A 20,039-nucleotide genomic window follows, 5' to 3' on the forward strand; every position below is an offset into this window, starting at 1 on the left:
AGTCTGCAACGAAAGGAATTCACGATGGTTCTGTTTATACATGCCGCAGACATCCACCTCGATAGCCCGATGCTGCAATTGGAGCATTACGAAGGGGCTCCGGCGGATGAAATCCGTCGCAGCACGCGTCGAGCCCTCACCAATCTGATCGACCTGGCGATCGAGAAGCAGGTCGATTTTGTTTTGATCGCCGGCGATCTCTACGACGGCGATTGGCCCGACCACAACACCGGACTCTTCTTCACCTCGGAAGTCGCTCGGCTGCGAGCCGCCGAGATTCCGCTCTACTTCATCAGCGGCAACCACGACGCTGCCAACAAGCTGACCAAAGCCTTGCCGCTGCCGACGAATCCCGACGGCTCGCCGGTCCAGTTGTCGAGCACCAAAGTCGATTCGGTGATTCTGGAGGATCTGGGAGTCGCGATCCACGGCCGCGGCTTCCGCAAACAGGCCGAGACCGACAACCTTTCCGAAAAATATCCGCGAGCCACCCGCGACCTGCTGAACATCGGGATGTTGCACACCAGCCTGCAAGGTGCTCAAGGGCACGCCCCTTACGCTCCCTGCACGCCACAACAATTGGCCGACAAGGAATACGATTATTGGGCGTTGGGACATATCCACATCCGCGAGGACCGCGCGATCGAAGGCTCCTGCCCGATCGTCTTTTCGGGCAACACGCAGGGCCGCAGCGTCCGCGAGACCGGTGCCAAAGGCTGCGTCTTGGTCGAATTGGATCCGATCGCTCCGCCGAAGCTCGAGTTTCAACCGTTGGACGTTTGCCGGTGGGAGATCTGCGAGATCGATGCCACCGAGATCGATCGGATCGACGATCTGATCCAGCAGTGCAAAACGCGGATGCAAGCGATCTGCGCGAACAATCCCGATCGCACATCGATCGTCCGGGTTCGCGTCGTCGGCCAGACGCCTCTCTATTCGACGCTGCAAGCGCGGCTGGAACATTGGCAAAGCGTGATGCGGCAGGAGACCTTTGACATCGACGAAGGCTCGATCTGGATGGAGCGGTTGCGCGTCAAAGCGACAGCGCCGCGGGAAGCGATCACCTACGACGCCAGCGGCCCGATCGGCGAACTGCTGCAGACGATCGGCAGCGTGTCGGCTGATCCCGATGCGATGGCGGCGATCCAGTCGGCGTTGGAACCGCTGGTCGCCAAGCTTCCGATCGAACTGGTCGAAGATGGCGATGGCGTAGCTTGGAATCATCAAGATCAAATCCGCCAGTGGCTCGACGAAGCCGAACCGCTGCTGTTGAACCGCTTGGCAACCTTGGAGGCAGACGTATGAGATTCGCATCATTGGACCTAATCGCTTACGGACACTTCCAGAACCAACGCATCGACCTCTCCGGCGGTCAATACGGATTGCACGTCATCTACGGCCCCAACGAAGCGGGCAAGTCGACGACGCTGCGTGCGATCACGTCGTTGCTGTACGGTTTCGACAACGTCACCAGCGACAACTTCCGGCACCAGAACCGCGATCTCCGCGTGGGTGCACGGATCATCGATCACGACGGGGAAGAGATCCGTTGTGTGCGTCGCAAAGGACGCACCGGTACACTCTATTGTGGTGACGACGACAACGCGATCGATGAAGCCGTGCTGCAGAAGATGTTGCGTGGCGTCGACAAAGCCGCTTTTGGCGACCGATTTGGCATCACCCATCAATCGCTTGTCGAAGGTGGCGAGATGATGGTCAAAGGGGACGGCGATGTCGGGCAAAGCTTGTTCGCCGCCGGTGCCGGACTGGGGCAACTGAAACAGATCCAAGATGCGATCGAAGACGAATGTGGCAAGCTGTTCAAAAAATCGGGTTCCAAGTCGGAACTGAACCGTTTGCTGGGCGAGCTGCGTGAAAAGAAACGTCAGCTGAAAGAGAGCCTGTTGCCGGTCAAAACGTTTGTGAACCTGCAGCAACAGCGCGAAGAGAAGCAGGTCGAATCGGAGAACTATCGCAACGCGGTCCGCGAAACCCGCACCGAGGTCAAGCGACACGAGACGCTTCGCGACGCGATCCCGTTGCGCGCCGAGTGGATCCAATTGACCGAGCAGCTTGCGCCGTTGGCCGACGTGCCGATGTTGAGTCCCGACTTTTCGACGCGGCAACACCAAGCGAGTACGACTTGGGCGGCGAGTCAGCAGAAGATGCAACTGGTTCGCGCTCGGATCGAGGATCAACAGAAAAAGTTGGAGGCATTGGGAGCCCCCGATCCGCTGTTGGATCAAGCCGAAACGATCGATTCGCTGGTCCAAGCGGTTGGTGGGATCAGTAAAGCGGCCATCGAACGGCCCGGACTCGTCAAGCGTCGCGACATGACCCAGGCTCAAATCGTGAGCAAGCTGCGCGGGATCGGCCGCAACGATTCGGACGACGTCTGGAATCTGCAGCTGCCTCACGACCTACGCTCCAAGATCAAACAGCTGGCGAAGCAATACGTCGCACTCACCCAGCGAGCCGACGCGTCGGCGGAGGACCTGGAATCGCTGCAGTTGCAGGTGCAGCAGGTCGATGCCGCGATCGCGGCGATCGAGCAACCGCCATCGGCCGAAGCGTTAGCCGCGGCGCTACAACAGGCTGGCGATGCGGCGACGTTGGTCGGCGATCACGAAGCCGCACAAGCAGCGTTGGCGCGTGAAAGCCGCGCCGTGGCGACACAGCTGCGAAAGCTGACCGGTCTGGAATGTGACGCGCAGACGGCAACGGCACTCCCTGTTCCTCAGCGTGAGACGATCGAAAAGTGTGCTGGGGAGTGGGAATCAATCAGCAGCCGCCAACAGCAACTTGTCGAGAAACAGGCCGCGTGTACCGACAAACTGGAACAATTGACGACGCGGTTGCACGAACTGCACGGCGCCGGCGAAGTCCCTAGCGAACAGGAACTGATCGCCGCTCGTGATCAACGGGACCAATTGTCGGCATCGCTCGCATCGACCGATTCGGCGGCAGACATCCGTTGCGATCGCGAAGCGTTTGAATCGTTGCTGGCGATGATCGAACAGTGCGATCAGATGAGCGACCGCTTGCGTCGCGAGGCAGAACGCGTTTCCCGACGTGCGACGTTGGAGGCGGAACGCGGGTCGATCGAGCGTGCACAACAGCGTTTGGCGGAGGAGAGCGAACAACTGCAATCGCAGCGACAACAGTTCGCCGATCGCTGGAACGCGATCTGGGCCGATTGCAGCCTTAAACCCAAATCACCGCGAGAAATGCTCGGCTGGTTGGGCGAACATCAACGTTTGGTCGAACTGTACGATGCCCAAGTCGAAGCCGAACAAGCGGTCGCGCGGCACGCCTCGCGGATCCAGCGTGTGACGCAGCAGTTGTTGGCCGCGATGCCAAACGGTTCGGCATCGCCAGCGTCAGACGATCTAGTCGCCTTGGTCCGCCAAGCCGGAGCCGCGGTGGCGACGACGCGTAAGCAGCAACAGGAGTACGAGGAGCGTACGAAGCAAAAGCAACAGCTGCAACAATCGCTGCCGCAGTCGCAACGACGCAACGAACAAATTCAAGAGGAATTGGCTCAGTGGCAGGCTCAATGGCGTGAGGTCACGTCGCGGTTGGAGCTTGATGACGAAGCGGGAACCGACGAGGTCGACGGTGTCGTGGAAGCCTACCACGAGCTGGTCGTCGACCAAAAAGAGTTCGACAGTTTCCAACGGCGGATCGACGGGATCGATACCGATGCCCGCGCGTTTGACGCTCAGGTCCGCGGCCTCGGTCTGCCGATAAAAGATGCTTCACTCGACGCGTCGAAGATCGTCGAAGGCTGGGCGAAAGATCTGAAACAAGCTCAAAAGACACAGACCCAGCGCGAACAGATCGAACAACAGATCGCTCAAGATCAACGTGATCTGACCGCGTTGGAACAGGAACGAATCGATTGCCAAACGCAATTGAATCTGCTGTGCAAAGAAGCCGGCTGCGATGCTCCCGAACAACTGGCGGAGGTCTATCGCAACAGCCAGCAGAAACAACAACTCGAACACCGACGCCAAGAGCACTACAGTCGGCTGACGCAAATGGCGGGAACCCTTCCGGTCGACGAGTTCCTTGAAAAAGTGGCGGCCGTCGATCCCGAGACGCTTGATCAGGACATCGACGAACTGCACCACAAGCTGCTGGGACTGGAGGAGGATCACACGGCGTCCTGCCAGGAATTGGGGCAGCTGGATCAACAGCGAAAGGCGATGGACGGCGGTGCCAGCGCGGCCGATCTGCAGCAGGAGATCCACGAACTGCTCAGCCGCATCGACCGACATGCGGTCCAATATGCTCGGTTGCGAGTCGCCGAAACGCTGCTCAATCGCGCCGTCACCAACTACCGCGATCGAAACCAGGCTCCGATCTTGAAGATCGCCAGCGACTATTTCCGCCGACTGACGCTCGATTCGTACAGCGAACTACGAGCCGACAACAACGACAAAGGTGATCCGGTTCTGTTGGGCGTCCGCGCCGCGACTGGCCAATCGGTCGACCTGCGTGGCATGAGCCAAGGGACAGCCGATCAATTGTACCTGGCACTGCGGTTGGCCAGCTTGAAACACAGCTTCGCCAGCAGCGATCCGATCCCATTGGTCGTCGACGACATCTTGATCCAGTGCGATCTGCAACGCAGCCGCGCCGCGTTTGAACTGTTGGCGGAATTATCGAACGACACTCAAGTGATCTTCTTCACGCACAATGAAGCGTTGTTGGAAACCGCTCGCGAGTGTGTCGATGCCAACCAATTGTTCGTGCAAACGTTGACTCGCGATTCGGTGGAACCGACGGCCGAGGTGAAGTCGCCGACGAAGGCCGAGCCAAAACGGAAATCGCCGACGAAGGCAAAATCGAAATCAAAGCCGAAACCAGAATCGAAGCCGAAACCAGAACCAGTCGATGAGCCCGATGACGTCGAAGACGATCTGTTTCAACTGAAGTCGTGAGTCCAGTCGAGGCCAAGGTCCAACCAGCGAGCGGCGTGCGTGAGCGCTCCGCTGCTGATCCGGTCGACCCCCGTTTCGGCGATCTCTCGAATCGTCTCCAGCTTCACATTCCCCGACGCTTCCAATTCGATCTGCGGACTCTTTTCGTTGCGGATCGCGACCGCTTGCCGCAGATCGTCCAAAGAAAAGTTATCCAACAAGATGATGTCGGGACCTGCGGGCAACACGTCTTGGAACTGTTCTAGCGTATCGACTTCGACTTCAACGATCTGCGGAGCCTTCATCCCCGCCGATTCGCCGCCAGCCCACGACTTGGCCTTCGCAACCGCTTCGCTCGGCGGAATCGCTTCGCCGGGACCGGCCAACGCCAAGTGATTGTCTTTGATCAGAAACGCGTCAAACAATCCCAGCCGATGGTTTGTGCCGCCACCACATCGGACCGCGTATTTGTCCATCCGCCGCCAACCGAGCGTCGTTTTGCGGGTGTCGTACAGTCGAGCTTTCGTCCCCGAGATCTGCTGCACAAACCGATCGGTGAACGTCGCGATCCCGAACATCCGGCACAGCGTGTTCAGTACGATCCGCTCGCTCGACAAGATGTCCCGAGCCGATCCTTCGATCTGCGCCACGATCTGCCCCGCGGCGACGCGATCCCCATCTTCGACAAGCGTCTCGATCCGCAGCTCCAAATTCATCTCGTCGATGATCCAAGGAAGAGTCACCAATCCGGCGGCGATCCCCGCTTCGCGGACCGCCACCTGGCACTTGCCGATCCGATCTTCGGGGACCAACGAAACCGTGGTCCAATCGATCTGGCGATCGAAGTCTTCGCGAACCGCCAATCGAATCAGCTGTCGGAAATCGTCTTCCAAGGGAGCATCGACGCGGATTTGTTGGTATTCGACGGCCATTCCGGGTAACCTTTGCGCTGCGGTGAGATCCATGAATTTTCGAATTCAAGGAGATAGTTTAAGTGGACGACGGACCGATCGAAAAGGAGTCTGCGATGATGCTGCGGTCGCTGCCGCTGCAGATCGGTCTGCTCGCAGTCCTAGGCGTCCTGTTCATCATCAGTCTCCGCACGCCAACCGAATATCCGATCGATCCCCAGCCACCGCCGATCCATCTGCCGGTTTGGATCGATCCGAACACCGCCGACGCGATGGAGTTGTCGATGATGCCATCGATCGGCCCGCAGACGGCTGACAGGATCATCGCCGATCGCGAAGCTAACGGTCCCTATCGCAGCCTCAGCGATCTCGACCGCGTCCCCGGCATCGGCCCAAAAACGCTGCAGCGCTTGGCCCCGTTCATTCATATTAAGTAGCCTTCACCCTCCCGACGCAGTCAGGGAGGGTCGGAAAACGAGCGTTTAGCGAGTTTTTCGGGGAGGGCCTGCACACCGGATCAAACGCCTCGGATCGACCTCGCGACCTCCCTTGCAAACGGCGTTTGGGGTGGGTGCAGTTGGGTGTTAGGGGCTGGCGGCCGGACCTGCTGGCGATTCCTTTTTAGCGCGCTGTTCCAGCAGAAACGCCAGTAGATTTTGAATCTCCTGCTCCGCTAACGATTCGGCAAAGTTACCGGGCATCACCGAGACCGTTGATTTTCGTTGGTCCTCGATATCGTCAGTCGACAGCGTGATCTCGCGTCCCGTCGAATCGGCTAGCACGATCGTTTCTCCCTCTTGGCGACGCAGCAGGCCATTGACGACGGTCCCATCGACCGTGACCACCGTCAGGCTGCGAAAGGCGACGTCGACGTTGCGGTTGGGATCGAGGATGTCTTCCAACAACCGATCGGCTCCACGATTGCCGACACCGTCCAACTGCGGGCCGACCAATTGGCCAGAGCTTCCGATCCGGTGGCAGGCGGCGCAGTTCTTGTCGAATACGATCCGTCCCGCGACCGCGGCCCCAGCGCTCGGCCGACGGTGTGCCAACACCCGGTGATGCGCCAGTTGTTCGGCGAGCTTTTCATTGGCTGGCGGCAAGCCTTGGGTTAGCTCATCGATCTGCTGTCGCTGCTTTTCGTTTGCGTTGCGATGCAGCGGGTCGACAATCGCCGGTTCTTGCAGCAATCGGGCCGAAGCGTTTCCGGCGGTGATCGCAGCGAACAAGCGATCGATCCCGACGGTGGTTCTCGCCAACCCCGATGCGATCTCGCGTTGCAGCGACGCGGGTGACTGAGCGATCGCCGCGACCAGTCGATCGCGACTGGCATCCGAATCAAAGCCCGCGAGCGCTGCGGCGGCTTGCATTCGCAGCGTGGGCGGTTGCGATGGATCGACCAGCAGTTCGCCGACGATCGCAAACGATTGCTCGGTGCGTCCCATTCGGATGCTGGTGCGGATCGCTTGCTGCCGAACATCGAGCGACTGCCGCCGATCGGAGATCAACAAATCGATCGTATCGGCGAATTGCGAAAGGTTCAGTGCACCGATCAGCTCGATCAGCCGCGACTCCTGCGGTTCGTCCGCCACCTGAACCACGGGCGGTTCAAATCGCCCCGCGGCAATCCATGCGTAGGCGTTCCCCTGATCGGCATCTACGATTTCGATCAACGCTTGCTGGCCGATCCAATGGGGATCGATCGCCCATGTGTATCGCTGAGCCGAATCGCTGCGAGGAGGCGCTTGTTGTGCGATCGTTTTTCCCGAATCGACCAGCACCAACCGAATGTGGTTGGCATCACAGGACTCTTTTTTCGGATGGCCGTTGTGGCCACACAACCAAAAGGAAAGCGTTTCAGGCAGCGGAAAGCTTGGACTGCGCAACACTCCCGTCACGTGTTCCCCATGCGCGATGCTATCCCAGAACTTTGCATCGCTGTTACCGTCGGTCGACCCGCGATGACGAATGCCCCAGGGTGACTCGGACGCTTCGAGCCCCGGAACCGGTTGCCGCGACCAATCGGAACCTCCCGCTTGCAGCGTTTGCAATCGGGCAGGTGCCAGTCGCTGGAGCCATTGTCGCAGTTGTCGCTTCAGTTCAGCAAACTCTCCGCCGCGCTGCGTCGCACCGTCGAAGATCGCTGACAAGAGAGACAGCTGTTGGTCGGGATCGTTTGCAAACCACTGCGGTGCCAGTTCAACGAGCCTCAATTGGGATGCGACCGACGCAGTCCGAGTGATCAGTACCGCCGATCGAACAAAGATCGCGGGATCGATCTCTCGAGGATCGGCAAGTTCGAACACGATTTCCGCCGCGTGGTCTCCGCCACTGACCGAAGCGATCTCCAACAACCGCCGCTGCTGTTCGGCAGTCAACTTCTGAATCGAAAACGAAGCGGTGCCCGGGGCTTGAGGAAGATCACCCGTTTCCAAATGTCGCTGCAGGGCCAATCGCAGCACATGGATCAAATGCGAATCCTCCGCTGGCGCTGCGTCCCAAGCGTTTAACAATGGGGCGATGTTGGCAGACGTCGGGTGTTGTCCCAACGCATCGGCGGCGGCTCGACGGACAAACGCGTCGCGATCGCGCAGCCCTACCACCGCAAGTTGACGTTCCGATTCGAGAAGGTTCTCGCGTTCGGCAAGCATCTTCAACAGATGGACTCGAACCAACGGGGCGGAATCGTTTGCGAAGCGTTCCACCGCTTCGGAGTCCATCGCACCCAAACGTTCCAAGATCCATAGGGCATGGGCGCGGGTGAAGGGATCGCTCTCGGAAGCGAGCGTCGCACGCAGCGGATCGAGCACTTCATTGGCTCGTGAATCGATCAAATAGTTTGTCGCCAGCGTGCGAACCTGCAAATTCGGATCGGCGAGGCGGACAATCAAGTCAGCAGTCGATAGTTTTGTCAGATCGACCGACTGCGGAGGTGCCGACGGTTCCCCGTTCCAAACGACGCGCCAAATTCGGCCATGCGTGCGGTCTCGATCGGGATCATCCAACGGCGCCTCGTAGTGACCGATCACAAGGTTGCAAAAATCGGCGATATAGAGAGCACCGTCGGGGCCCACGATCGCATCGACAGGGCGAAACCAAGGATCATCGGTCGTGATGAAGTCGGGCTGGGTATCGCACAACAACGTCGAACCGACGCGTCGCAGTTTGTCTCGATGCACCCGACCGGTGACCGGATTGCAGATAAACAGATTGTCGCGGAACTCGTCGGGAAAGTGGTCGGCCGAATAAGAAGCCGGGCCGCAGATGCCTGTCGAACCGTGGGCGTGATCGATCATCGAAGGCCCAAACCCAATCGCCGGTTCGGGATTGCCAAAGTGAGGATAGGTCGCGCCGCGCAGCAACTGGTAAACCGGTTTGGAATGGCAGTCGGAATCGAAGATGTTGCCCCACGGGTCCATGGTAATCCCAAACGGATTGACTTGCCCCCACGTAAATTGCTGAAAGTGCGATCCATCGCTGCGGAAGCGGTAGGTATTGCCCGAGTCCATCACGACGGTCCGCCCCGCCGCGTCGGTGATTTCGCTGTGATTGGAGAAGCCGTGGCAGCCATAGATCCAACCGTCGATCCAGCGGGTGAAGGCGTTGGCGTTTCCGTGGACGTCGATGTTGCCAAACGTCGAATAGAGAGCGGTTTGCGTGTCGGATCGCCCATCTCCGTCGCGATCGGCAACGTGGAAGATCGATGGGATTCCGTAGACCAGTCCCTCGCTGCCATCCTTTAAAGGCGTCTGTCCGATCGGGATATTCAGCCCGTCGACAAAATGCGTCACCTGCGACGCATTGCCGGTCGGTCCGATCTCCACTATCGACAATCGATCGCGTGGCGGATGGTCGCCGCCGCCAGCGAACTTGCCGCGATCGGGCTGCACTCCTTCGCCCGCCGCCGGATAGGGATACTCCACCGAATGCGTCACCCACAAACGCCCGCGGGCATCGAAATTCAGATTCATCGGTTGGCCGATCTCCGGATCGCTGACCACCAACTGGATCTCAAACCCTGGTGGCAATCGAAACCGCTCTCGCTGCGCGTCTACCGATGGCGGCGTTGGCTGGCCCAAGACGGAGACCGAACCGCTAAAAATCGACAGCATCGCGAGTGATGCGAGGAGCATCGCCTGAAAGGAACAGAAGCGTGTCATGAGGTGGGTTTGCCTGGATTCGTAGAGCATCAACTATCGATCGCGTTGACAGTTCTGCATGGTGGTGGGAATTCAAGGTCTGGAATGGCAAATCGAAGTCGTCCGCGACAACTCCGGGAACTCAAGGAGCTCCCTCTGCCGGCGTTTCAGGTTGTTTGACGGTCGAATCGCTGCGGAGATTGTCGATCCAAAAATGGGAATTCCGAGCGTCGTATCGCGAGGCGAAAAAGAGAACCTCACCGCGCGACATTCTTTGCCGTGGATCAAACATTCCTCGATACGATTCCCCCGAAGGCGTATCGATTCGCCATGCGTAGTCGCTCGAATCGGCCGCGGGACAGGTGATCCACAATCGATAGGGCATTTGCAAACCTTTCGGATCGCTTTCCAACGGAATCTCCGCCAGATCGACCGATATCTCGTTCCGTTCGGTGCGGGCTAACAGCGTCTCTCGACTGTCGACGCGAAGGCTCAAGCGGAAGTCTCCCGCTTGCAGGACGATGCCGCTGCCATTGGCCAGCCCTTTGGGTATCCGCGCGTCGATGGAGACCGATTCGCCAGCAGCGAGCTGGAAATTCTTCAGATGCAGCGGCGTAACTATATAAGAAGCATCGTCAGCCCGATCGACGAACAGCTTGCCCTCGCGAACTGCATGGTGCTTTTCGAACTGGGCATTATCTTCGATCAGCAATTGCTCGCGCCACGCATCGCTGTCAAAGTCGACAACGATCGGCAGCAGCGGTGGAATGTCGGCACTGAACGTGGTTTCGCTTTTTAATGCTGCGGTGTTGCCAACAGGCTTCTTCCCGTCGGGAGGCTTCACGTTCGATGCAAGCTTCGATTTCATTGCCGACGCGGAATTTTCTGCCGCATGAAACTTGCGATCAAACGCATCGGAGATGCTTTGCGATTTGCTGCGGGCAACAACTGGTTCCGACAAGCGAGCACCGGAGGGCTGTTTTGCGGCGGTCCGCACGCGGGCAGAACTCTCGATCGGTGAGTCCGATGTTGCCACGGAACTTTTGTCGGCGACGGGGCGAGGACGTGTCACCCAGTAGCCCCCAGCCAAGACGACGACAACCGTCACCGCAGCGGCACCGCACATTATTAGTGAGCGTTGACGCTGCCGGCGCATCGATCTCTCGGGACGGCGGTTCGCGGATCGTCCGGGCCGCCTATTTTCGACAGCCGTCGCCCCCGCGGTAGCAATCGTAAACGAGGGGGCGGCGAGATCATCGGGACGCCCAGCGTCGGCGTGGCGAAGCTGTTGGTCATAGGCGTTTCGCAACTTGTTGTCCAACAGAACCCGCCGGGCATCGGCGATTTCCGTGGCCAGTCGCTTCGCAAACGGCAATTTGTCGCCAACGCCGACTTGCCGCAGATAGGCGACTTGTCGGTTGGCGGCGACGTCGATCACATCGGCGTTCGCTTCAAATCGTTCGAGCCCCAGAAGACGATACATGTTGGCCGGCTGTTGGTCGGGCGGAATGCCCAGCCAAGTATGATAGGGATCAAACGCAGGCTGTTCATGTGAAACGTTCATGGAACCCGAATTTAGCATCTAGACGACGCCAATGCACGCTGGAATCCTGTCTCCACTATCGCACACCGCCGACTGAAGGACCGAAGGCTTGGCGTTGTTCTTGCAATAGTTCTAAAACCTTCACAGCACCACCGCACATCGTGATTTGAGCTTCTGATTCCTCCAATTCCTGGCCTCCCCCACTCATCGTTTGGTGGCGACGATCAATTTTGTTTCACCACCCCCACAACAAGAGAGGTTTACGGGGCGTCCGCAACGTGAGAGACGCAGGAGTTCCCCCTTCCATGAACTATCCCCCATCTCTCGGATCCCACAGGTGGCAAGTTTCTATTGCAATCGCATGTACCGCATGCGTGTCTCGTCAAGGACGTGTAGTTAAACGATGTAGCGTAGCATGAAACATCGTCAAACTCCGTCACCGGTTTCATGGTCTCTCATGAATCGAGCTGCGAAACTTTCGCACCGAGAAACTTTTAGAGGTACGTTTTGGAGAAGCGTATCAACGGCCTGTGCCTCAACATGATTATCAATCCGCGCTCCGCTGACGAATCTCGGGTTGATTGACCAGAAGCGTCGTTTGAAGGTCACCTGTCAGCTTGGCCCCGTCAAGTTGCGTTGTCATGGCACACGGACGTCGAAATGTTAACCCCTGTACACGCAGCAAAACTTGGTGTCGATATTGAGTTTCGGTAATACATGCCGCAAATGAGAAAATACTCGAAATCTGAGTCGGTACACAGTTGTTCAATCGTTGCGGTTGCGCTAGACATGTGCTTAAAATCCGACGGTTTGTTATGTCAGACGTATCGTGTTGTTTCGCAAACAAGCGAAGCGTTGGTGTTGCGACAAGTTAACAGAGGTTCAAAAAAAACAAGGAACCGACACCGGGCAAGCCCGTCCAATTAACAAGGGACCTGATTGTCGACTCAAATTTTCCAATAACCTATGGGATCATATTAACGTGAAAAAACGAATGAACCTCACGCGGATGGACCACGAAGGATGCCGCGGTTGGTGGGTCCGAATCCAACGCGGTGACCAACATGTCAGCAAATTGTTCTCCGATGGCATCTACGGCAGCAACCGAAAAGCGGAGATTGCAGCAACAAAGTTTCGCGATGAACAACTAAAAGAATTGCCCGCCCGTGTATTCAAAGGGAGCAAGGGTCCACGTTTGAACGCCGCCGGTTATTATCTGCGGACTCGCGTGCGTCGCGGCAAAGACGAACAAGCATGGGTAGCGATCTGGACCGAAGACGGTCGCCAGTTGGAGAAGTCGTTCAGCATCAATCAACATGGCAACGCCGCAGCCAAGAAATTGGCCAAAGCCTACCGCCAAGAGATGGTCGAGAAATTGATCAGCGGCGGCGGCGAAACCACGGCGACGACGAAGGCTCCCGCCAAGAAGAAGGCCGCTGTGAAGAAGGCCCCCGTCAAGAAAGCAGCGACGAAAAAGGCCGCCGTCAAGAAGAAGTCGGTGAAGAAGGCTCCCGTCAAGAAAACTGCGAAGAAGGCAGCGGTCAAGAAGTCGACGAAAAAGGCGCCCGTTAAAAAGAAGGCCGCCGTCAAGAAAACGCCCGCCAAAAAGGCTCCCGTCAAAAAAGCGGCTGTTAAAAAGAAGACCGTCAAAAAGGCTCCCGTCAAAAAGGTCGCCAAGAAAGCGGCCGTAAAGAAGGTGGCCAAGAAGGCAGCGGTTAAAAAGAAAGCGACCAAGAAGCGTCGCTAGAACCTCGATCGACCCGGCAGACGTTGCGACCGTCTTTCGAGGCGGCGGCACGACAACTCGGACCTAAGCCATGATGTGTCACCGATTTCATCTTAAGACCGGTGCTCAAGCGATCGCCGACCTCGTCAATGCGACAAACCATTGCGACGCGGGAACCTTTCAACAGGACCTCTTCCCGCTCGCATCGGTTCCGGTGATCCGTCGCGACGCACACCAGGAATTGGAATTGGCGCCGTGCAATTGGAGCCTGCTGCCTCGCACTTGGAAGACTTCGGCCAAGTTTCCGACTTGGAAATCGTTTGTCCGCAAGTATCCCACCTTCAATGCCCGCGGCGAATCGATCGACGAGAAGCTTTCGTTTCGTCAATCGTTTGCCGATCGGCGGGCGATGATCCCCGCCACCGCGTTTTTCGAACACGGTTTCTTTTTCGGGCTTCAAGATGTCGAAACCTTCTGGTTCGCGGGCCTTTGGGACCGCTGTGTCATCGACGACGAAACGATCGACTCTTGCACGATCGTCACGACACAGGCAAACAGGTTGGTCGGGCGACACCATCCACGCAATCGAATGCCGGTGATCTTGGCCGACGAAGATTCCCGCAAGCGGTGGATCGATCCTGCCATCCCGCGGCGCGGCGAACTGCAAGATCTGTTCCGTCCGTTGGCTGACGATCGAATGACTCACTGGCCTGCCGAACCGGCACAATAATCGAACGCGGTCAACGTTCGATCCGGCGGCGAACCGCATGCGCGATTAAAAAGATGCCGCCGATCAACGCGCCAGTTAGATAGCCTAGAGGCACTCCCAAGAAGAGCGCCGCGGTGATCAGGCCGCCCAAGCTGGCAGCGTCGGCAAACCAAACCGTCGCTAGGACAGATACCACGCTGGCTATGATTGATGCAGCCCGCGGCGACGCGCCCCCGAAGAGCACCGCTTGTGCCACGCCAACCAACGTCACGAAGCCTCCCGCCCACAGCACCATCGCATCGGTGGCTCCACATCCGCGAAGCACAGCAAACATCAGCGCATAGGAAGTTGTGACGGTCAACATCGTGGCTAGATCAAATCGCCGCGGTGCTCCGTAGACGGTCAGCTCCGCCAAGACCGGTGGCTCATCAGTCTCCGCCACGATTGGATCTTCATCGGATTCAGCCATCCCATCGTCCCCATCGATTTCGCTCGCCGCAGCGTTCCAGAGCGGGCTTCCGATTCAACCCACCACACGCCGGATCAATGCCAAGTATCATAACGGTTAATGCAACGCTCGGCGGTGCCGTTGGCGATGGAATTGCGATGGAATTCGGGCACCACAGCGTCACAAATCGATATTCGAGAATGGAGAACCTTTGATGCGATGTTGCCTTCTTCTGTTGCTGGTCGCGCTCCAAGCTTCCGCGGTTCTGGCTGCCGACTGGCTCGCCTGGCGTGGTCCAACCGCGGACAACCACGCCCGCCAGGGAGAATCGGTCCCAACATCGTGGAGCGAAACGGAGAACGTGCTCTGGAAGACTCCCGTTCCCGGCCGCGGCCACGCCTCGCCGATCATCGTCGGAGATGGCATCTATTTGGCCACCGCCGACAAGACCAAAGACGTGCAAGCGGTTGTCGCGTTCAATCGTCAAACGGGAGCCAAAGAGGGACTGATCGTTGTGCACCAAGGTGGCTTGGACGCCAAGATCCACAGCAAGAACACCCATGCCAGCCCAACGATCGCCAGCGATGGAAAGCAGCTGTACTCGGTCTTTGTGAATAACAAAGCGGTCTGGACGTCGGCGATCTCGCTGGGCGGAAAGGTCTTGTGGCAGCAGCGGGTTGGCGAATTTGACCCTAAGAAGTACAAGTTTGGCTACGCCGCATCGCCTGTTGTCTACCGAGACATATTGATCGTCGCTAATGAATACGACGGCCCCGACAGCGGTTTGTATGCGTTTGATACCGCGACCGGCAAGCCGCGTTGGCAAGCCGAGCGGCTCGAGCAGACCAGTTTTTCATCGCCGATCGTCGCCAAGGTCTCTGGCCGCGATCAGCTGCTGATCAGCGGGTTACGCCAGCTCGCTTCGTTTGATCCAGCCACCGGTCGTTCGTTGTGGCAAGCCGATGGAACAACCGATGCCACCTGCGGCACGGTCGTCTGGGATAGCGACCTAGTCTTCGCCAGCGGCGGCTTTCCGGACTCGGGCACCTTCGCAGTCCGAGGCGATGGTTCGGGAGAGGTTGTCTGGCAGAACCGTGTCAAATGTTACGAGCAATCGATGCTGGTCGTCGATGGCTATCTCTATGCCGTCGCCGATTCAGGCGTCGCATATTGTTGGCGAGCAGCCGATGGGGAGGAGATGTGGAAGCAACGGCTGAAGGGCCCCGTGAGCGCATCGCCCCTGGCTGTTGGCGACACGATCATGGCGAGCAACGAGCGTGGAACAACGTATGTCTTCAAAGCAAATCCGCAACGGTTTGAAGAGCTGGCCGAAAACCAATGGGGCAACTCTTCGTTTGCGTCGCCAGTGGTTGTCGACGACCGGATTTATCTGCGTCATGCCAAAGGCGACGGAGCAGATCGGCAAGAGTTTCTGGTTTGCATCGGCGAACAGTAGATCGCCGGGACGTTTGCCGAGCCATCGTGATGATTGCTCAACAGATAGAGTCGCGGTGACGCGACTGTCGCAGCCTGGGATCGTTAGTTGGAAGCCGGCGTTTCGCTCGCCGCACCCCAGCGGCCTAACATCAGTTGGTAAATGCCGATGCCCAACACCGATCCAACGATCGGCGAGATGATGTAGACGGTAAGGAAACCCGTTCCCTGAGCTCCCGGCAAGGCGATCGAACCCCAGCCAGCGAAATAGGCGAACAACCGCGGGCCAAAGTCGCGAGCCGGATTGAAGCAGGCCTGCGTCAGTGGTGCGATCACGCAGATCAATGCTGCGACGGTCAAGCCGATGAAGACGGGAGCAAAGTTGCCCGGGCCGGCTTGGTTCTTCGAATCGGTCACCGCGATTACGACCAACGCAAGGATCGCCGTTCCGATGACTTCGATCAGACAAGCGATAGGTTCGGTGACTAGTTTGTTGTGTTCGGCGTGGGCTGTCGCGTCGTATAGATCGGGAGTGCCCGCCATCCCGCCGGGATTCGGAAAGTACTCGCCATAACACATCGCTGTTAGTTCGCTGCCCGGCTGGCCACGAACGACTCCCTTCTGCTTTTCTTTCGCTGCCAGATAGGGCTGGAAGACAGTAAACAACACCGCCGCGGCGAGGATCGCTCCGGCCAGTTGCGATAACACGTAAGCGGGAACGCGTGCCCAAGGAAACAGTCCCCAAGTCGCCAGCCCGCAGGTGATCGCTGGATTGATGTGAGCACCGCTGATCGAACCGACAACATAAATCGCCAGCATGATCGAGATGCCCCAGACGATTCCGACCTGCCACAACCCTTGCAAGTCGCCCATCAGGACCGCGACGTGGACCGCACCACATCCGAAGAAAATCAACAGGAAGGTGCCTAGCACTTCGGCAACACAACACGCGGACAAAGGGCGATCGGACATTGGCAAACGATCTCGAAACAGGAACAAGACAACAAATCACTTTGGTGCGCCCTGCGAGAGCCAGGGGGGCTCGATAGTCTCGCACGAACGAATCGAGAATGCAACGCAGCGGCAACCAAATCGAAACCGCCGAGTATTCTCCGTCGCAAGGAGCCAAAATGTTAGAAGGTCTCGCGCCACGCGCGGGCTAAGCGTTGCACGATCGTTTCGGCAGGAACGGTTACGTGCGCGCCGACGCGCGTCCCCGCAAGAGGTGTCGTGGTGCTGGGTAGTTTGCAGATGATGCGAAACGTTTCCACATTCCCCACGGCGGCGGATCCATCGCCACGACGGATCTCCGAAATCGAATCGACGCGGCTCTCGACAACGCCGATCCCATTCTGGTCAAAGCGAATTCGCACGCGACTGCCCGTGTCGATCAAGGCTCGCGTATGAGCATCCAACTCCAATACGACTTCCAATTGTTCTGGGTCGCCGATCCGGCAGATCTTCGTCCCTTCGACTAGATGTTGCCCTCTCAGTTCGCGTAGCGAAATCTTCGCGGCCCTGTCGGGATCGATCATCGGCAGGACGATCCCTTCGGCGGTGCTTTGAATCGCCAATTGGTCGACTTGTCGGGCGAGATATTCGACCCGCTGCTGCAAACCTTCGGCAGTCGCTTGCTGGCTGTCCCATTGCTCCAGCAGTCCGGGATTCGAGAGCGCCCGACGGCGCAGCGATGCCACGCGAAGACTGGCCTCTGCACTTTGGGAGACCAATTGAATTTGCTCGTTCAACAACTCTGGACTCTCCAGCTGGATGATCGGTTGCCCATTGTCAACGCGGTCGCCAAATTCGACGTCAACGCGATCGACACGTCCTTCGCTGCGGACATACAAAGTTGTCGCATCGGCGTAGTCGACGATTCCCGTCGCGGCGATCCGCCGCGGTAACGGAACGACCAACATCACCACGAAGAGGGCCACTGCGGCACCGGTTAAAATCAAACGTCTCACTCGATTCACTCCCATCCAGGCGTCGTCACCACGCGCCACGCTGATCATTTTTCGGAACATCGGCACGATCGCAGCAGCCATCAAGCCGCAGGCTGCTAGATAGCCAAACGGCAACAGACGAGCGGTTTCGGCGACGGCGATCACCCAACATGCGATTGCCACGACCGCCATCCACCGCCACGCCGTCGAGGCTGCATGAAATAGAACCAACCATCGCGCGCCGCGTGGCCGACGCGGCGACGCGTTTCGAAACGCGTCGCCCGCCAACGGAGCGACGATCACCGATCGCCAAGCCGCGGCGGCTTGGCTTCGCAAATTGGGGACATTCACCAGATCGCTAAGGACGTAATAGCCGTCGAACCGCATCAAAGGATTTAGATTGAACAGCAGCGTGCTGACACCGCAGACGAACATCACGTTCATACATCCGTAATAGACGGGTCCGACACGTGCGGACCACCAGATCAACGTCGCCACCGCGGCCAAGATCGCTTCGACGTAAACGCCGGCTAACATCACCGCGACGCGTTGCCAACGACTGGGCAGCGACCATGAATCGGTCACGTCGCAATACATGCAAGGCGTTCCACACAACAACAGCACGCCGATCTCCGGGCATCGCGCCCCAAACTGGCGACAGACCACGCCGTGCGCCAATTCGTGAACGACCTTCGTCCCAACGATCGTCAGCGCGAGAGGCAACCAATTTTGAGGTCCGAAGAAGGCATGAAACGAAGGCAAGGCGTGAGTGAATTGTCGAATTTGCGTCAGCACAATCGCGGCCGCCAGCCCCACGATCGCCATCCAAAACAGGACCGCTCGTTTGCCAAACAACCACCGCGCATGTGGCACCAACCAACACAACAAGCGATCGGCGTCGACACCAGGCAAACGAATGTAGAACGGATTGAAGCTTGGTCGAGCGGATTCACGCCGCGTTTGCGGAACACCTTGCAGCAACTGTTGCTCTGCCGCCTCGGCGACCAACCCCGGATCGGCCTCGTCCAGCCGCTGCAATTGCTGGTAGTCCGATTCCGACAGACGCACGACTTGGCGGGCCAACGGATCGCGGACCAACCAATATCGTCGTCCTTGATGATACGTCGCTGTCGCTTGCAGATCGGAACGAAAACGGACCGGCGGCGCAGCGACGCCCGATCCCCGATCCGATTCCGAATCGGTGGTCTGCGGTTGTGGATCGACGGCGGCGATCGGACCGTTCAAGGCTAGCGGACCTTTCGTTCGAGATGGACTCGCATTTCGACTTCGGTTCCTGGGACCAACAACCATGCGTTGCCCAAGCGTTTGTTATCGATCGTCGCGTGCAGACGGTAGCGTTGCCCGGTCAAGATCTGGGGATCGACCGAATCGATCGCACCGATCAACTGATGCGATTCTCCAGCGTTTCGCCAAACGACGCTGACCGGGGCCCCAACCGCTTCAGCTGGCGGCAATTGTTCGGCCGACAAGAAGGCGTCGATCCGCAGTTGATCCATCCGCGCGACCGTCGCGATCGTCTCCCCCTCTTTGATCCATTCCCCCGCTCGCCGTTCGATCGACAAGATCACGCCAGCGATCGGCGACTTGATTCGCAGCCGTTCCAATTGATCATCGATCGCCGACAGTTCTGCCGATCGCAGTTCGAATTGAATCTGAGCCAGTCGCAGCGTCTTCTCGGCCCGAGCGATCTCCAGCCTCGCCCGTTCGACTCCCAGTTCGCTCTGCCGAACAGTTCGCAGCGATCCGCCCCCTTTTTGATAGATCCCTTTGTCGGCATCTCGTTGGGCAACCGCTTCGGCGTACAACGCCTTGGCGTAATCCAAATCGACTTCGTCGCTCGTCTCCTCCCGCGCCGCGGTCTGCTGCCAAACAGCCGCTCGGCGACGCAACAACGTTGCCGAATCGTCTTGCCTTGCGATCAGATGCCCCGCCGAAACGGTATCGTTCAATTGGACTTTAACTTCGACCACGCGTCCCGCTTCGACCGCAGGAATGCGAATCTCTTCGGCGAACCGGACCGCACAGTCCTCGACAACGACCGCCGCCGATGCGACCTGCCCGTGCGCTGCCGGTGCCCCCCAGGCCGCGGAAACGACCGACAGTCCCAACCACAACGCATGGATCATTCCCATGCGTGCTGAACGCCGTGTCGGTGTCGTGCAAACACCACGTTTAAGTTCGTGATCCATCGTTTGCTGCGGGCGAGGGTTTGGGATGCTTCGTTTCATGGCTTGACC

The 20,039-nt window shown here is 58.4% G+C and carries 13 protein-coding genes; 6 read left to right on the top strand and 7 right to left on the bottom strand.

The features are described 5' to 3' along the window. The first annotated feature begins 24 nt into the window (after nucleotides 1-24). Together EC9_RS17840 and EC9_RS17845 are read left to right on the top strand one after the other, a co-directional pair. Nucleotides 25-1,305, top strand: a complete 1,281-nt coding sequence (locus EC9_RS17840; protein ID WP_145347314.1) for a metallophosphoesterase — start codon at nucleotides 25-27, stop codon at nucleotides 1,303-1,305. After that, entirely contained in the window at nucleotides 1,302-4,946 is a 3,645-nt protein-coding gene (locus EC9_RS17845; protein ID WP_145347316.1) for a YhaN family protein, read from the top strand. Before EC9_RS17840 ends, EC9_RS17845 begins: the two co-directional genes overlap by 4 nt. Here EC9_RS17845 and nadC read toward each other — a convergent pair. Beyond that, nucleotides 4,931-5,890, bottom strand: a complete 960-nt coding sequence (nadC, locus tag EC9_RS17850; protein WP_231745740.1) for a carboxylating nicotinate-nucleotide diphosphorylase — start codon at nucleotides 5,888-5,890, stop codon at nucleotides 4,931-4,933. The two genes, EC9_RS17845 and nadC, sit on opposite strands and share 16 nt — an antisense overlap. Before the next feature lie 29 nt (nucleotides 5,891-5,919). Between nadC and EC9_RS17855 the strand changes: the two genes are divergently transcribed. Next, nucleotides 5,920-6,273, top strand: a complete 354-nt coding sequence (locus EC9_RS17855) for a ComEA family DNA-binding protein (protein WP_197451241.1) — start codon at nucleotides 5,920-5,922, stop codon at nucleotides 6,271-6,273. 147 nt (nucleotides 6,274-6,420) lie between these two features. Here the strand turns inward: EC9_RS17855 and EC9_RS17860 are convergent, their stop codons facing one another. Beyond that, nucleotides 6,421-9,948, bottom strand: a complete 3,528-nt coding sequence (locus EC9_RS17860; protein WP_218934233.1) for a DUF7133 domain-containing protein — start codon at nucleotides 9,946-9,948, stop codon at nucleotides 6,421-6,423. 169 nt (nucleotides 9,949-10,117) lie between these two features. Next, the gene (locus EC9_RS17865) at nucleotides 10,118-11,539 is read right to left on the bottom strand and encodes a hypothetical protein (RefSeq protein WP_145347320.1); all 1,422 of its coding nucleotides are present in this window, start codon (nucleotides 11,537-11,539) and stop codon (nucleotides 10,118-10,120) included. Between the two features lie 961 nt (nucleotides 11,540-12,500). On the opposite strand from EC9_RS17865, the gene EC9_RS17870 reads away from it, so the two are divergent. Together EC9_RS17870 and EC9_RS17875 are read left to right on the top strand one after the other, a co-directional pair. Beyond that, entirely contained in the window at nucleotides 12,501-13,265 is a 765-nt protein-coding gene (locus EC9_RS17870) for an AP2 domain-containing protein (protein ID WP_218934234.1), read from the top strand. A gap of 70 nt (nucleotides 13,266-13,335) precedes the next feature. Continuing rightward, nucleotides 13,336-13,974 (top strand): SOS response-associated peptidase, encoded by a 639-nt coding sequence (locus EC9_RS17875; RefSeq protein ID WP_145347322.1) that lies wholly within the window; start codon nucleotides 13,336-13,338, stop codon nucleotides 13,972-13,974. 10 nt (nucleotides 13,975-13,984) lie between these two features. Here EC9_RS17875 and EC9_RS17880 read toward each other — a convergent pair whose 3' ends face one another. Continuing rightward, nucleotides 13,985-14,422, bottom strand: a complete 438-nt coding sequence (locus tag EC9_RS17880) for a hypothetical protein (protein WP_145347324.1) — start codon at nucleotides 14,420-14,422, stop codon at nucleotides 13,985-13,987. A 193-nt stretch (nucleotides 14,423-14,615) separates the two neighbouring features. On the opposite strand from EC9_RS17880, the gene EC9_RS17885 reads away from it, so the two are divergent. Beyond that, complete coding sequence (locus EC9_RS17885) at nucleotides 14,616-15,857, top strand: outer membrane protein assembly factor BamB family protein (protein ID WP_246105756.1); 1,242 nt, start codon at nucleotides 14,616-14,618, stop codon at nucleotides 15,855-15,857. Between the two features lie 83 nt (nucleotides 15,858-15,940). Here EC9_RS17885 and EC9_RS17890 read toward each other — a convergent pair whose 3' ends face one another. The 3 genes from EC9_RS17890 to EC9_RS17900 form a co-directional block, all read right to left on the bottom strand. Next, the gene (locus EC9_RS17890; protein ID WP_145347328.1) at nucleotides 15,941-16,807 is read right to left on the bottom strand and encodes an MIP/aquaporin family protein; all 867 of its coding nucleotides are present in this window, start codon (nucleotides 16,805-16,807) and stop codon (nucleotides 15,941-15,943) included. A 161-nt stretch (nucleotides 16,808-16,968) separates the two neighbouring features. Further along, entirely contained in the window at nucleotides 16,969-19,026 is a 2,058-nt protein-coding gene (locus EC9_RS17895) for an efflux RND transporter periplasmic adaptor subunit (RefSeq protein ID WP_218934235.1), read from the bottom strand. A gap of 2 nt (nucleotides 19,027-19,028) precedes the next feature. Continuing rightward, nucleotides 19,029-20,030, bottom strand: coding sequence for an HlyD family secretion protein (locus tag EC9_RS17900; RefSeq protein ID WP_145347332.1), 1,002 nt, complete (start codon nucleotides 20,028-20,030; stop codon nucleotides 19,029-19,031). Nucleotides 20,031-20,039: the final 9 nt, after the last annotated feature.

This window comes from Rosistilla ulvae (assembly GCF_007741475.1).
Classification (GTDB): Bacteria; Planctomycetota; Planctomycetia; order Pirellulales; family Pirellulaceae; genus Rosistilla; species Rosistilla ulvae.

Bases quoted from the DNA above. Each gene is read 5' to 3' on its own strand.
- EC9_RS17880 (WP_145347324.1), bottom strand. From the start codon at position 14,422: ATGGCTGAATCCGATGAAGATCCAATCGTGGCGGAGACTGATGAGCCA.
- EC9_RS17840 (WP_145347314.1), top strand. From the start codon at position 25: ATGGTTCTGTTTATACATGCCGCAGACATCCACCTCGATAGCCCGATG.
- EC9_RS17860 (WP_218934233.1), bottom strand. From the start codon at position 9,948: ATGCTGTCGATTTTTAGCGGTTCGGTCTCCGTCTTGGGCCAGCCAACG.
- EC9_RS17875 (WP_145347322.1), top strand. From the start codon at position 13,336: ATGATGTGTCACCGATTTCATCTTAAGACCGGTGCTCAAGCGATCGCC.
- EC9_RS17865 (WP_145347320.1), bottom strand. From the start codon at position 11,539: ATGAACGTTTCACATGAACAGCCTGCGTTTGATCCCTATCATACTTGG.
- EC9_RS17845 (WP_145347316.1), top strand. From the start codon at position 1,302: ATGAGATTCGCATCATTGGACCTAATCGCTTACGGACACTTCCAGAAC.
- EC9_RS17885 (WP_246105756.1), top strand. From the start codon at position 14,616: ATGCGATGTTGCCTTCTTCTGTTGCTGGTCGCGCTCCAAGCTTCCGCG.
- nadC (WP_231745740.1), bottom strand. From the start codon at position 5,890: ATGGATCTCACCGCAGCGCAAAGGTTACCCGGAATGGCCGTCGAATAC.
- EC9_RS17900 (WP_145347332.1), bottom strand. From the start codon at position 20,030: ATGAAACGAAGCATCCCAAACCCTCGCCCGCAGCAAACGATGGATCAC.
- EC9_RS17890 (WP_145347328.1), bottom strand. From the start codon at position 16,807: ATGTCCGATCGCCCTTTGTCCGCGTGTTGTGTTGCCGAAGTGCTAGGC.